This window comes from Moorena sp. SIO3H5 (assembly GCF_010692395.1).
Classification (GTDB): Bacteria; Cyanobacteriota; Cyanobacteriia; order Cyanobacteriales; family Coleofasciculaceae; genus Moorena.
In genome coordinates this window covers 1-13,995 of record NZ_JAAHHS010000197.1, presented here as the reverse complement: position 1 = coordinate 13,995, position 13,995 = coordinate 1, and the positions used below count along the sequence as shown (strand labels likewise).

Genomic DNA, 13,995 nt, shown 5'->3' with positions numbered 1-13,995 from the left:
TCTTTGGTGGTAACAGTCTTAGAAGGCTGCAAGGTAAGCCTCTCGATCAGATTGATCTCGATAAACTTAAGAGTATCAATCCTTATGATGCTGGGTCATTAAGAGCAGCAGCTAATTCCCCAATCCAAGGCTCTAGCGCTGATATAATCAAAATTGCTATGATTAATTTGTATCAAGAATTACAGAAATATCAGGCGCGGTTGCTATTACAAGTCCATGATGAATTAATCTTTGAAATTCCCCCTGATGAATGGGAAGAATTGCAGGTAAAAATTCGGGAAACTATGGAATCCGCAGTTGAGTTAACTGTTCCTTTAGTTGTGGAAATACATGCTGGGGAAAATTGGATGGAAGCGAAATAAGGCAATAGTGCGTAGGGTGTGTTAGGGGTGGACTTGTCGTTATTTTTATCCTCGTAGCCAGGGTTGGAATAGTCCGCCCCGTAACGCACCACTATGAAAGGATCTATATAATGTCTAATATCAAGTCAGGTTGAATACCTATAATTAGAGGCAGGGACTGATAAAGGTAAACATGAATCTGTTACGTATTTATGACATAGACGGCACTATCACAAAGCCAGGTAATGATTTATGGTATTTAACCACTCGTTCTTTGTCTTCCAATCCCAGCTTATTTGACAACTATGTTGAATTATGGAAGAAGAGTATGAAGAATGGAGAATCTCCATATGAAGCATCGAAGTTAATGATGCAAAAGGGGATTGAATGTATGGGGGAAAACAGCAACCCATCTCGAATCAAACAACGGGCAAGAGAAGTATGTGAAGAGATTATTCAAAACAATCAATATTATTCAGCTGCGATCACTCACATCTGTGCATCTATAGATGCTAATTTTAAAATTGTTTTCTCAACAACCAACTATAGGGAGGGTGCTGAAGCGTTTGTAGAAATATTAGTAGAGAGCGGCTTACTTAAAGATTATCATCAAGAGCAAATCATTACTTCTGGTACTATTGTTGATTGGCAAATGGTATCAGTTACTCATTTTAACATGGGGGAAGATAAGAATATTGGTATCTCTAAAGCCTTAAACATTCCAATTGACCAATTATCCAATCAGACAAATGCAGTTTATGGTGATGATCCCAAAGGAAATGATGTAGGTATTTTGTCTCTTTCATCAAAAGCCTTTGTGATAGCCAATCCCAAAAACTCAGAAGTGTCTATCCCTGCAAATATGATTCGTACTTCATGGGAAGATATCCTCGAAAATTACTTCTAAGGCTAGAGATACAAAACCATTCGCAAACCATCATGTACCTCCTCCTGTAAATAGTCTGGAAGTGAGCCGATGCGTTCAGTTATAAATACTTTGTCAACTGTGAAAATCTGAGAAACATTAGCCACAGAATCTCTAGATAAGCCTGATACTTTGCTAGGCAACAATACGTTGCCTGGGGCTTCCGCTAGCTGAATATTCGAGGTGATGATTAGGACGATAACCGTATTGATAGGGCTCTGATTAAAAAGATCATCTTGAATTATCAAAACAGGACGACGATATCCTGATTCAGAACCTTTTGGATCAGGCAGATTTGCCCACCAAATTTCTCCACGATACATCACCATTCCTCATCAGGCAGAGACATGAACTGTATTTTTGCCATTACCGAATCTAGCTCAGAATACTCCTTAGAGTAGACTTCATTCAGCTTGTGTAAAATTTGATGGCGATTGTACCTTTTAAGATAAGCTTTTAATGCTTTTAGGTAGAGTTCACTACGCGACAAGCCCATCTGTTGAGCAAGGGCTTCTGCCTCTTCAAAAACTGAGTCTGGAAGTGAAATTGCAGTTTTCATAGTGACCTTAGAAACAAGCCATAATCGTTAATTATACCTTGGTTATACCAAGATTGCAATAGCTCCAGCACTTAGGAAACATTTTTTTTGCCTGTCCTCTAGAATAGCCCCTACAGAGAAGAAGGTAGCCTCATAGATAGTTTAATTTCTGACTCTAAAGGTAAGGTAAAAGAAAGTTATAAATTTATATAAAGCAGGCAATTCTTCTACCAAACTCAAGGTTACACATCCGTCTGTTTTGCTGCCGTTGCAGTCACAGAGGTAACGATAGGACGGTTTATTTACCCGAAGGTGCATTCGCGAATTGCTATTTTATAAAAAACGCTACGATTTTAAAAAATAACCTTTAATTCAAAAGCGATGGAAACTCAAGACTTAAAAACACTGATTAAAGAAAGCATCCGAGAAGTTTTGATAGAATAAATACTATTACTTTGTCATAGGTTAATGCCTTACGTTAATGATCAACAGCAACAAGAGCTTGACACCACTTTTAGCTTACCTCAAGACTATGAAACTGAAGACGTGACTGATCTGACAGATTGGATTAAAAATGACCATTAAATTCCGCAAGAGTGCGATTAAATTATTAGAGTATACTGATAATTAAACTATTCCCATCACAGAAATTATTCAAAGTCAATAAGCTTGGTAAATAATCACTCCGGTAACGATCAAGGAATTTTATATAACGATTTAAAGGGTAAGTTATTAGGGGTAAATTTTGATTTACTCTAGTTTTAGAAGACAATTTGTGAGCGTTAAAATGTTTATACTCAGATCTGGCACCATTGGGATTAATCGTCGGTGGGCAGTGCTTACCTACGCCTAAAGTCCAGCTGATATGATCTGTCTCAAGCACTGCCCACCCTACTTGCTTTCACCTTTTTATTCCCATCAAATCCATAGGTTTCCCCCTTTTATCTATCGGTAGTTTTTACCGATTGAGAATCAATTGAAACTGCAGTAGATTATGGGTTTCTTCCTGCCGCTATTCTGACTTTCTTTCTTAAAGTTTCATTGATTTGCGACCAAATTCCCTTTCTTTGTCTTGATGCAGCGCGGTCTTGGGGAAACCACGGCAGTCGCTCATGGTTTTGGGTCTGTGTGCGGAACCTGCGTCCGCACCTGTCTTGATGCAGTCGCTCATGGGGGAAACCACGGCAGTCGCTCATGGGGGGAACCACGGCAGTCGCTCATGGGGGAAACCCCCAAGACCGCGCTGCCTCCCCAAGACCGCGCTGCCTTCCCAAGACCGCGCTGCATCGCTGTAAGCCCCGTGGGAACCCCCAAGACCGCGCTGCCTCCCCAAGACCGCGCTGCATCGCTGCCATTTACGAAAATAACTCGAAACTGTCTGCCAAGGGGGTAAATCGTGAGGTATAGCTCGCCAGCGACATCCTTCTCCTAACAAGTAGAAAATACCATTGACTACTTCTCTTAAATCTACGTTGGCTTTTGGTCCTCTTGGTAATGGTTTAGGCAATAAAGGTTCAATTATTTCCCATTGAGTATCACTTAAGTCGGAGGGATAAGGTTTTTGCTTCATAATATGATAATATTAAATTAATCATACATTAGCAATTCATTTAAGTAAGCTTTTTTTATATTTTCTTTATAAACAGTCTCTAAAACTTGATGATAGTTTGACTTTAATTTTTGGGCTATAACGATACTTAAAAAGTTTTGTCAAGTACATTTTATACAAAATTATATGAGCTTACCCTGAATAATAACCCTCGACCTTCTTTCAGTGCTTTTATAAATAAATCTTATATATTATATAAGATTTATTTATAAATTAATTTTCTTATTTTTTGCTGGCTCTGTGATACCTTCGAAGATGGCTAAATAAACAAAGTGTAGAAACTACCCTTAACACTCTTCCTTACTTAAAAAGGTTGGTTCAAAGTTGGTTAAGAAATGTAACAAGCACTTGTCATATCTGTCACATCTCTTGTAGATAGATAAATAAGGAGAAATAGATGAGTAATTCAAAAGAACTAGCCATTTCTGATGTCGTGGTTCCCCAGACAGAAACAGAAAAGCAGCTTGCTGAAATATGGAAAGACGTTCTCAGTGTTGAGACAATCAGTATAGAAGATCGCTTTATGGATATCGGGGGTAACTCAATAAATTTGATTGAAGTGGTTAATCAGGTAACAGAAAAGATGGGGGTTAGCATCAAAGCTCGGTTGTTTTTTGATAAGCACAAATCAACAATTGCTGAACTGAGTAAAGAAATTGATGCGATCAGAGGGCAAACATATTAGCAGTTTACTTTCTCGGTGAGTAAAAAAGTATATGAAAACTATGGCGAAAGCTGAACTCAGTTATTATCTTTCTGTGGAAGAAAAACAATTTTTTCGAGACAATGGCTATATTGGACCTTTTAATCTGTTTCCACCAGAAGAGATAATTGAGTTGTGGCAGGAAATTAGGATGGAACTTTTGGACAAGGAAACGGCCCCTTTTCCTAAAAGTAACATGAACTATGACCGTCATCTGGATATCCAGGCTTTGAATGATATTATCTCTCACCCAAAAGTAGTTCACCGAGTTAGTAGTATTTTGGGTCCAAATGTACTGTGCTGGAGAACAGCTTGGTTTCCCAAATATCCTGGTGATGAAGGTACAGACTGGCATCAAGCAGAAAGCTTCGTAGAGTTTGAAGGCAAGTCAAAGCTAGTGCCTACGGAGTCTCATGATGAACCTTGGGAATTGACTGCTTGGGTGGCATTTAGTGAATCTACCCGGGAAAATGGCTGTATGAAAGTAATGCCCGGTACTCACAACACCTGGTACTTTGACGAGCACCGTAACATTGAGTTTGAGCCAGAGAAGATCAACAAAAAACTCACCGGGGGTAAAAAAACTGGGGTTTATGGCTATGACTACTATAAACTGAAACTAGATCCTAACTGGGAACCCGATGAATCCCAAGCGGTACACCTGGAGATGCAACCGGGTCAATTTATTCTGTTTACCTCTAGATGTATGCATGGTTCAGAACCAAATACCTCTGAATCATCGATACGTTACGGCTGGTCAACACGCTTCGTCCCCACAGACGTGAGAGTATATCCAGATTGGGACTCGTTTCAGCACTTTGGAGAAGTATTTCCTTTAGAACGGTATGCAACTGTTCTAGTGGCTGGGGAAGATACTTACAAACACAACAAAATTAGACGACCTTTGGGACAGTAACCTCAGGAGATTTGTTGCCGAAGTATTTGATCACTTTAAGACAGACAAGGGAGATAAAAATGAAAACAATCACTGATCAACCCAGATACTATCTTTCTGTGGAAGAAAAACAATTCTTTCAGGAAAATGGCTATATTGGACCTTTTACTCTCTTCCCACCAGAAGAGATGCTTGAGTTATGGTATGGGATCAAGATGGATCTGTTGGACAAGGAAACGGCTCCTTTCCCAAACAACAAAATGAACTATGACCGCCATCTGGATATCAAGGCTCTCAATGATATCATCTCTCACCCAAAAGTTGTTGATCGTGTTAGTAGTATTTTGGGTCCAAATGTACTGTGCTGGCGAACAGAGTGGTTTCCCAAATATCCGGGTGATGAAGGTACAGACTGGCATCAAGCAGAAAGCTTCGTAGAATTTGAGGGAGAGTCAAAGCTGGTTCCTACTGAGTCTCACGATGGACCTTGGGAACTGACTGCTTGGGTAACCTTCAGTGAAGCCACTCGAAAAAATGGTTGTATGAAAGTCATGCCAGGTACTCACACTACCTGGTACTTTGATGAACATCGGAACATTAAGTTTGAGCCAGAGAATATCAACCAAAAACTTACCAAAGGCCAAAAATCTGGTTTCTATGGCTATGACTACGATAAACTGAAACTCGATCCAAATTGGGAACCAGATGAATCCCAAGCGGTACACCTGGAGATGGAACCGGGTCAATTTTTCCTGTTTACCTCTCGCTGTATGCATGGTTCTGAATCAAATACCTCTGAATCATCGATACGTTACGGTTGGTCAACACGCTTTGTATCGGCAGATGTGAGAGTATATCCAGATTGGGATTCTTTTGAGCACTTTGGGGAAAAGTTTATCCTGGATCGCTATTCAACTGTTCTAGTGGCTGGGGAAGATACTTACAAACACAACAAAGTGAGACAACCTCTGTAGAGAACTTGTCAAGTATTCTCGGCAAACCGGGTTTCCCATGAGGAGGACAAGGAAATATCAGTATTTCCTCAAAAGAACCCCGGTTTCTTGACTGGCTCTCTGGGAGAGGGACTTCCTAGCATACCTTCATGGCAACATATTAGTTATAAGCCAATGCAAACAGATAATTCATCCTGGTTAATTTTTGATGAAGCCAAAAAATGTGAGGCATCCAAGATGCGTTTATTTTGTTTTCATTATGCAGGTGCAGGGGCTTCTATTTTCCAGGATTGGTCTAGAGCGCTCCCTGATGAAGTTGAGTTAGTCGCAATTCAGTTACCTGGCAGGGAAAAGCGTTGTTATGAACCGTTAATGTCCAATATTGAGGACATTAATCTTGTACTAGCTCAAGAGTTGTCGCCGTTTCTGTCCAAACCCTTTGCTTTTATGGGTCATAGCATGGGTGCATTGATTGCTTTTGATCTGATTAGAGTATTACGTCAACAAGAACTCGGACAACCCCAATTTATAATAATTTCAGGGTTTGATGCTCCCCAGCTAAGACCAAAAGAATCCTCAAATATGCACCAGTTGCCTGATGATGAATTTGCTCAAGCAATTCGCGATTATAACGGGATACCTGAAGTGATTGCTCAAAATGAGGAATTGTTTGAATTGCTGCTTCCACGCTTCCGATCGGACATCAAACTGGGAGAAACTTATATTTATAAAGATGAAGATCCACTGGACTGCCGGATCATTGCTTTATATAGTACGGAAGATTCATTTGTTAGTAAGAGCGGTATGTATAGTTGGCAAGAACAAACTAAGGGGGAGTTTGAACTCTATACTTTCCCTGGGGACCACTTCTTCCTGCACAGTGCAGAAGACTTAGTGCTTAACACTATCTGCACAGAATTACAGCGATCTATTAAGGCTAATGAGAATTGTTCGACGGAAGTAGCATTGCAAAAATAATAGCTGAATAACCATCATCTAAAAGGATGAAATCACCATGGGTAAAAACATTGCTAATCTTGTGACAAGACATAGTCAAAAATCTCCTCATAAATGTGCAATAACAGATGGAAAAACCGAAATAACCTATGGTGTCTGGGAGGCAGCGAGTAACCGCTTTGCAGGAAAGTTAATCGAGATGGGTTGTCAAAAAGGCGATCGCGTAGTGGTACTAGCCAGTAAGCAGACTATACTCATGGTTGGTATACTGGGCATATTTAAGGCAGGCTGCATCCATGTGCCCCTAGATCAGAAGATGCCCGTCAATCGTCTTAATAAAATCATTACAGAAATCATTCCTAGTGTGATATTGACAGACCAAGAATTATTGCATTTGGTCAGGGAAAATGTTTCAAAGGAAGTGAAAATAGTTCTAATCGAGCAATTACACCCTCTAATCACCGACAGCACAGTAGAGGAAAAAGATATATTGCCACAAATTGAAAGTGAAGATATTGCTTATTGCATTTATACATCGGGCTCAACTGGAGATCCTAAAGGAGTATTGATTAAGCATGGCAGTGTCATAGATTTTTTTGAGGGAACTCGAGAGTTTTATGATGTAGATGAAGATTCACGTTGTGTGAGTTTCTCACCTTTTCATTTTGATGCATCAGTGATGGATATACTATTTCCCCTTTACCAAGGAGCATGGCTATATTTATATAGTGATGTTGTCTTACATGAGTTGCTGTTTGAGGTAATCAAAAATAACTCAGTAACTCATTTTGCTGCTTTCGGTTCAATGTTAGGCTTGATTGCGCAAACAAAAGAGTTCCACGATGTTATCCTTAAAGAGCTCAAAACAATTCTCACTGGTGCAGATGTTCCCGATATCAAAGTGATCCAAAAATGGTTGGGAAAGGGTGAGAACATCAAAATTATCAATGGCTACGGACCGACTGAGGGAACTTGTGCTTGTGCAGCCTATATCATCCGCGATCGAGATCCAAATCGTCGTGAGCTATATCCTATTGGCAAACCCTTGAAAAATGCTAAGCTATATCTAGTAGATCAGCATAATCAGGAGATCTACGATCCAGAAATACCGGGAGAACTCTTGATCGGTGGCACTCACGTTATGGCGGGCTATTGGAACCGAGAGCAGGAAAATAAAGAAAGACTTGTTGAATTCAAGGGGATAATTTGCTACAAAACTGGTGATATTTGTAAGTACCTAGCAGATGGAAACCTATTCTTTTTAGGACGGAATGATAATGAAGTGAATGTGGGTGGGTATAGAATTAACCTCAACGGAATAAAGCAAGTCATTAATAGACTCCATTGGGTGGAAAATTCAGAGGTAGTGACAATCGAATCTAAGTATGGAGAAAAAATGTTGGCTGCGGCTCTGATGTTGGCAAATGAGACGTCAAAATATAGTGCATTGAAACAAGTCAAAGAGCATTTAAACCAAGAATTACCACAGTATATGGTACCGAGGCAGATTGTCGTTATGGAAAAATTTCCTCAGCTATCCTCTGGAAAAACAGATCGAAAAACACTATCGTCTCTCTTAGAGAGGGAGTTGCTTGCAAGTAAAGCGGATTAAGATATTTCTGATAATCGAGGTAGCATTGTAATTGATTGCTGAAAAGTGGCAGACAACAAACCTTGGTGATCTATGCGGTAATTCAATGTGTCTCTAAACACTAAACAATGAAGGATAATCCTATGGCTCTACATCAAAAAAACTATGATGAGGTAACTCATAAACTTTCCACCAGCTTTGGTGGTTCATTACAGCTCCCCTCAAATTCTCCAACACTTCTATGCGATCTGTTAGCGCGAGCAGCTTTAACGAATAAAGGAATTACCTATATTCAGGAGGATGGCTCAGAACAATACCAATCCTATCAAGACTTACTACTAGATGCCAAAAGGATATTGGCAGGCTTAAGACAATGGGGTCTTAAACCACAAGATAAGGTGATCTTGCAATTGGAAGAAGGACATGATTTTATTCCAGCCTTTTGGGGTTGTCTATTAGGTGGATTTATTCCTGTACCTCTATCTATCGCCCCTACTTACCAGCAATTAAATAATGTTACTAAAAAGTTACAGAATGCATGGCAGATGCTAGAGCATCCGCTGATATTAACCAACCGAGAGCTTGCTCCTGAGATTCGGTCTCTATCAACTCATCTAAATTTGAGGGATTTTCAGACAGGTGTCATTGAAGATCTAAGGAAGCAAGATCCAACTCAAGAAATTTACCGAGGGCAACCAGATGAATTGGCCTTGCTCTTGTTAACGTCTGGCAGTACTGGACTCCCAAAAGGAGTCATGTTGAGCCATAGGAATATTTTGAGTGAGTCTGCGGGCACGATCCAGATGAATCACTTCGATTCTGAGGCGGTAACCTTGAATTGGATGCCCCTAGATCATGTGGGGGGGATTATTATGCTGGGCGTTATGGCAGTGTATCTAGGGTGCCAACAAGTTCATGCACGAACTAAATATATTTTGCAAAACCCACTCCATTGGTTGGCTTTAATTGAACGACATCAAGCAACAATTTCTTGGGGACCGAACTTTGCTTATTCCCTCATCAATGACTTAGTTCAAGATGCTGAAGCAGGGTCATGGGATTTATCATCCATAAGTTTCTTAGTGAATGGAGGAGAACAAATTTCGCCTAAAGTCGCTCGCCGATTTTTGACATTAATGAAGCGACAAGGATTAGCAGAAACGGTATTACGTCCAGCTTTTGGCATGTCAGAAACCTCTGGAACCATTACTTGGTCTGATCAGTTTTCCCTCAGCAATACCTCAGATGACATGTCCTTTGTCGGTTTAGGGCGTCCTATTCCTGGAGTTTATCTGCGAATTGTCAATGATGACGAGGAAGTCGTTGATGAAGGTGTGATCGGTAAGCTCCAAGTGAAAGGGGTATCAATCACTAGTGGTTACTATCAAAACCCTGAGACAAATCAAACTGCATTTACTGCGGATGGCTGGTTTAGGACGGGCGATTTAGGCTATCTAGAGAATGGGTACCTTGTTTTAACAGGGCGAGATAAGGACGTAATTTTGATCAATGGAGTTAATTACCCTGCCCATGAAATTGAAGCAGTAGTGGAAGAAGTGGATGGGGTTGAAATTTCCTTTACAGCTGCCTGCGCTATACAAGGTAAAACGAATTCGTCTTCATCAGATCAACTCGCAATTTTCTTTAATGCTGTTGAAGCAAATATTCAGACCAATCCTGAAGTTCTCAAAAGACTCATAAAAAAAATTAGAGGTGCTGTTGTTCAAAATATAGGAATTAATCCCGATTATCTTCTACCGGTCAACAAGAAATCTATTCCTAAAACAGCAATCGGCAAAATCCAGCGTCAAAAGTTAAAGCAGCAATTTGAAGCAGGAGAATTTGAGCCTTTAATCCAGACGGTAGGGCAGTCTCTGAGAATTATGGGATCTCAGGAAACAGCCTTACCTCAAACTGAGGTAGAACAGGTGATAGCCAATATTTGGCAAGATGTTCTCGACTTAGATAAGATCGGCTTGCAAGAGAATTTCTTTGAATTAGGTGGTCATTCCCTCTTACTGCTAACGCTACAAAGTCGGCTCCAAGAATCTTTTGGCAAAGAATTGTCAATTGCACAGATGTTTCGCTATCCCACCATTGAGGCGTTGGCTAAATATTTCACCCAGACGCAACCTGAAGATATAGCAGCCCAACAGGGGTATGCACGTGCGCAGATTCGCCAACAAGTTCGTAGAGCGGACTCAACAGAGATTGCGGTGATTGGGATGTCAGGTAAATTTCCAGGCGCAGATAATCTCGATCAATTTTGGCAGAACTTACGGAATGGAACGGAGTCCATTACCTTTTTCTCGGATGAAGAACTATTAGCTTCTGGCATCGATCCGAAGCTTTTAAGTAATCCTAATTATGTCAGAGCAAGTCCAATTCTTTCTGAGGTGGAATATTTTGATGCTGACTTCTTTGGCTATAGTCGCAGAGAAGCTGAATTAATGGATCCTCAACAACGATTACTCCTAGAATGTGCCTGGGAGAGCTTGGAAGATGCAGGGTATAATCCTCTGACTTATTCAGGTTCTATTGGTTTGTATGCAGGATCGCAGTTAAATACTTATTTCATCCACAATCTTCTGCCTAACCGTGGTAATTTCGATAGCCAAGATGATTTACGAGTGCTGACGCCCGATTCTATCGGCGGTCTTCAGATGATACTTGCTAGTGATAAGGATTATCTGACAACACGTATCTCCTATAAATTGAACCTAACTGGACCCAGTGTCAGTATGCAAGTGGCTTGTTCAACCTCGCTCGCGACAGTTCACACAGCGATCCAGAGCTTGCTCAGTGGAGAATGTGACTTGGCACTGGCGGGAGGGGTTTCGGTGCAGGTGCCTCAACAGGTGGGACATCTTCACCAAGAAGGGCTCCTGGGCTCGCCTGATGGTCATTGCCGAGCCTTTGATGCCCAAGCAGAAGGAACCATTTTCGGCAGCGGTGTTGGCTTGGTAGTCTTGAAGCGCATGGATGCAGCTCTCGCAGATGGCGATCGAATCTATGCAGTCATTAAGGGTTCTGCCATGACGAACGATGGAAACAACAAAGTTGGGTATGCTGCGCCCAATGGGGAAGGACAGGCCAGGGCGGTGGCTGAGGCAATTGCAGTGTCTAATGTCAACCCTGAGACGATTACCTATGTGGAAGCTCACGGCACGGGAACATTGCTTGGAGACCCGATCGAAGTCAGTGCCCTCAGTCAAGCATTTCAGACTCAAACTCAACGCAAACAGTTTTGTGCCCTTGGCTCTGTCAAAACTAATGTGGGGCATCTACAAATCAGCTCCGGCATTGTGGGATTGATCAAGACCATCCTCTCCCTTTATCACAAACAAATCCCCCCTAGTCTCCATTTTGAAACACCGAATCCTAAAATTGACTTTGCCAATAGTCCGTTTTTTGTGAATACAACGCTCTGTGAGTGGGAAACAAATGGTCATCCTCGACGAGCAGGGGTTCACTCCTTTGGGATTGGGGGGACCAATGCTCATGTGGTCTTGGAGGAAGGGCCAGACCAGAAAAAACAACAAACTAAAAACGAAGATGGAGTCAAGATTGAGACGCGATCACACAATATTCTCACCTTGGCTGCTAAGACAGCACCTGCCCTGCAAGGGTTAGTGAAGTGCTATCAAAGCTATCTGAATACCAATGCCGAGGTGGATCTAAGGGATATTTGTTATACGACCCATGTAGGGAGAGCACACTTCGATCGCCGTTTGGCAATTGTGAGTGATTCGATCCCCGATCTGCGACAAAAGCTAGCACAGGTTTTGAATGATCAGGGTGAGTTTAACCCAGAACAGGTTCTGCAGTCCGATCAAGGAAAGACTCATGCCTCAACTCGATCCCAAATTGCTTTCTTGTTCACGGGTCAAGGGTCGCAATATCTGAACATGGGGCGACAACTGTATCAAACTTGGTCTGTTTTTCGAGAGGCAATCGATCAATGTAACCATATTTTACAGCCAGAACTTGAGGTTTCTTTGATTGATGTTCTGTATCCGAAAACAGCAGATGATCAGAGTGCCGATTGGCTAGATAAACCAATATATACTCAACTGGCTTTGTTTGCGATAGAATATGCCTTGGCTCAATTATGGCAGTCCTGGGGGATTCAGCCAGCAGTGGTGATGGGACATGGTGTAGGTGAGTATGTGGCAGCGACGATCGCGGGGGTCTTTGATTTAGAAACAGGACTAAAACTGATTACTGCTCAAGGTCAATTGATGCAGCAGTTGCCTACCGGGGGATCGATGGTTTCGGTGATGGCCTCTGAAGAACAAGTGCGATCGCTGATTTCTACCCATGTAGAAACAGTTTCCATTGCAGCGATTAATGGACCTGAAAGTGTGGTGCTCTCGGGTGCAGCAGAGGTTTTAGAGGCGATCGTCAGCAAGCTTGAATCAGCAGGTATAAAGACCAAGTCCCTGCAAGTTTCCCATGGGTTTCATTCTCCCCTGATGGACCCGATGCTGGCTGATTTTGCCACGGTGGCTGAACAACTCACTTATCATTCCCCTCACATTCCCTTGATCTCAAATATGACGGGGGTAAAAGCAGACGAACAAATCGCCACTGCTCAGTACTGGGTCAATCACATTTGTCAACCAGTCCGGTTTGCCCATAGTATGGAAGCATTATCTGAACTCGGGTATGACTGCTTTCTAGAAATTGGACCCAAGCCCATTTTATTGGAGATGGGGCGTCAATGCCTCCCAGAAGGGACAGGGGTGTGGTTACCGTCTCTGCGTCCGACAGTAGATGATGAGCAACAGATGCTCTCTAGTTTGGGGCAGTTATATATGCACGGGGCCACAGTGGACTGGTTTGGGTTTGAACAGCATGGTGGTCAGAAAGTGACGTTACCCACATATCCATTCCAGCGACAGCGATATTGGGTGGAGGCCACTTCCGATCGCCGTGATAACAGGCCCTTGCTGGGCAGTGCCCAGAGCAAACTCCATCCCCTCATTACCCAAAAGTTCCAATCACCCTTGAGCAAAGATACCTTCTTTGAATCTCATTTTAGCACAGAAGCTTTGCCCTTCCTGGCTGATTACCAGATCTACGATCGCGTTGTTGTACCTGGGGCCTGCTATCTCTCACTCCTACTCACTACAACCTCCCTCACATGGTCCCAAGCAGGATGTCAGCTAACCAATATTGTCTTTCCTCAAGCCTTAGCTATTCCTGAGGGACAAACACGCACAGTGCAAACCATGTTGACTCCACAGCAGGAGACCCTGAATTTCCAAGTCATTAGTTTTGCCACTCATCCTACCGACAACGCCGGTGTCTCCCAAACTCAAACCTATGTGCTCCATGCTGAAGGCAATCTAGCATCCTGGCATGACACTCTCCCCAGACTCTCTGTCCAGGACATTCAGGGCCGCTGCTCCCAGGTTGTGGAAGCCGCAACCAATTTCCAAAACCTGGTCCTGTGCTTGTAACAAGCGGCTGGTTGCCGA

Annotated in this window: 11 protein-coding genes and 1 pseudogene; 8 read left to right on the top strand and 4 right to left on the bottom strand. The window is 42.2% G+C overall.

Annotation, left to right across the window (positions count from 1 at the left end):
* On the top strand, nt 1-362 hold a 362-nt coding region (locus F6K52_RS20430), incomplete at its 5' end, for a DNA polymerase (protein WP_293081715.1).
* A gap of 172 nt (nt 363-534) precedes the next feature.
* A complete protein-coding gene (locus tag F6K52_RS20425; RefSeq protein WP_293081710.1) occupies nt 535-1,248 on the top strand; it encodes a hypothetical protein in 714 nt (237 codons plus the stop codon).
* 2 nt (nt 1,249-1,250) lie between these two features.
* Here the strand turns inward: F6K52_RS20425 and F6K52_RS20420 are convergent, their stop codons facing one another.
* The 4 genes and pseudogenes from F6K52_RS20420 to F6K52_RS20405 all read right to left on the bottom strand — a co-directional run bounded on the left by F6K52_RS20420 (nt 1,251) and on the right by F6K52_RS20405 (nt 3,374).
* Entirely contained in the window at nt 1,251-1,595 is a 345-nt protein-coding gene (locus F6K52_RS20420) for a type II toxin-antitoxin system PemK/MazF family toxin (RefSeq protein WP_293081706.1), read from the bottom strand.
* A complete protein-coding gene (locus tag F6K52_RS20415) occupies nt 1,589-1,825 on the bottom strand; it encodes a hypothetical protein (RefSeq protein WP_293081701.1) in 237 nt (78 codons plus the stop codon). The genes F6K52_RS20420 and F6K52_RS20415 overlap by 7 nt, the downstream gene beginning before the upstream one ends.
* A gap of 923 nt (nt 1,826-2,748) precedes the next feature.
* A pseudogene (locus F6K52_RS20410) lies at nt 2,749-2,874 on the bottom strand (IS5/IS1182 family transposase); the annotation flags it as partial.
* Between the two features lie 122 nt (nt 2,875-2,996).
* The gene (locus F6K52_RS20405; RefSeq protein ID WP_293081697.1) at nt 2,997-3,374 is read right to left on the bottom strand and encodes a transposase; all 378 of its coding nucleotides are present in this window, start codon (nt 3,372-3,374) and stop codon (nt 2,997-2,999) included.
* A 436-nt stretch (nt 3,375-3,810) separates the two neighbouring features.
* On the opposite strand from F6K52_RS20405, the gene F6K52_RS20400 reads away from it, so the two are divergent.
* From F6K52_RS20400 to F6K52_RS20375, 6 genes are all read left to right on the top strand, one after another.
* A complete protein-coding gene (locus F6K52_RS20400; RefSeq protein ID WP_293081691.1) occupies nt 3,811-4,098 on the top strand; it encodes a phosphopantetheine-binding protein in 288 nt (95 codons plus the stop codon).
* Between the two features lie 40 nt (nt 4,099-4,138).
* Nucleotides 4,139-5,032, top strand: a complete 894-nt coding sequence (locus tag F6K52_RS20395; protein WP_293081687.1) for a chlorinating enzyme — start codon at nt 4,139-4,141, stop codon at nt 5,030-5,032.
* Nucleotides 5,033-5,091: 59 nt separating this feature from the next.
* Nucleotides 5,092-5,985 (top strand): chlorinating enzyme, encoded by an 894-nt coding sequence (locus F6K52_RS20390; RefSeq protein ID WP_293081683.1) that lies wholly within the window; start codon nt 5,092-5,094, stop codon nt 5,983-5,985.
* A 153-nt stretch (nt 5,986-6,138) separates the two neighbouring features.
* Nucleotides 6,139-6,942, top strand: coding sequence for a thioesterase domain-containing protein (locus F6K52_RS20385; protein WP_293081679.1), 804 nt, complete (start codon nt 6,139-6,141; stop codon nt 6,940-6,942).
* A 37-nt stretch (nt 6,943-6,979) separates the two neighbouring features.
* Complete coding sequence (locus F6K52_RS20380) at nt 6,980-8,533, top strand: amino acid adenylation domain-containing protein (RefSeq protein WP_293081675.1); 1,554 nt, start codon at nt 6,980-6,982, stop codon at nt 8,531-8,533.
* 122 nt (nt 8,534-8,655) lie between these two features.
* Complete coding sequence (locus tag F6K52_RS20375; RefSeq protein ID WP_293081672.1) at nt 8,656-13,977, top strand: type I polyketide synthase; 5,322 nt, start codon at nt 8,656-8,658, stop codon at nt 13,975-13,977.
* The last annotated feature ends 18 nt before the right edge of the window (nt 13,978-13,995 follow it).

Bases quoted from the DNA above. Each gene is read 5' to 3' on its own strand.
- F6K52_RS20390 (WP_293081683.1), top strand. From the start codon at position 5,092: ATGAAAACAATCACTGATCAACCCAGATACTATCTTTCTGTGGAAGAA.
- F6K52_RS20395 (WP_293081687.1), top strand. From the start codon at position 4,139: ATGGCGAAAGCTGAACTCAGTTATTATCTTTCTGTGGAAGAAAAACAA.
- F6K52_RS20375 (WP_293081672.1), top strand. From the start codon at position 8,656: ATGGCTCTACATCAAAAAAACTATGATGAGGTAACTCATAAACTTTCC.
- F6K52_RS20405 (WP_293081697.1), bottom strand. From the start codon at position 3,374: ATGAAGCAAAAACCTTATCCCTCCGACTTAAGTGATACTCAATGGGAA.
- F6K52_RS20415 (WP_293081701.1), bottom strand. From the start codon at position 1,825: ATGAAAACTGCAATTTCACTTCCAGACTCAGTTTTTGAAGAGGCAGAA.
- F6K52_RS20385 (WP_293081679.1), top strand. From the start codon at position 6,139: ATGCAAACAGATAATTCATCCTGGTTAATTTTTGATGAAGCCAAAAAA.
- F6K52_RS20400 (WP_293081691.1), top strand. From the start codon at position 3,811: ATGAGTAATTCAAAAGAACTAGCCATTTCTGATGTCGTGGTTCCCCAG.
- F6K52_RS20425 (WP_293081710.1), top strand. From the start codon at position 535: ATGAATCTGTTACGTATTTATGACATAGACGGCACTATCACAAAGCCA.
- F6K52_RS20380 (WP_293081675.1), top strand. From the start codon at position 6,980: ATGGGTAAAAACATTGCTAATCTTGTGACAAGACATAGTCAAAAATCT.
- F6K52_RS20420 (WP_293081706.1), bottom strand. From the start codon at position 1,595: ATGGTGATGTATCGTGGAGAAATTTGGTGGGCAAATCTGCCTGATCCA.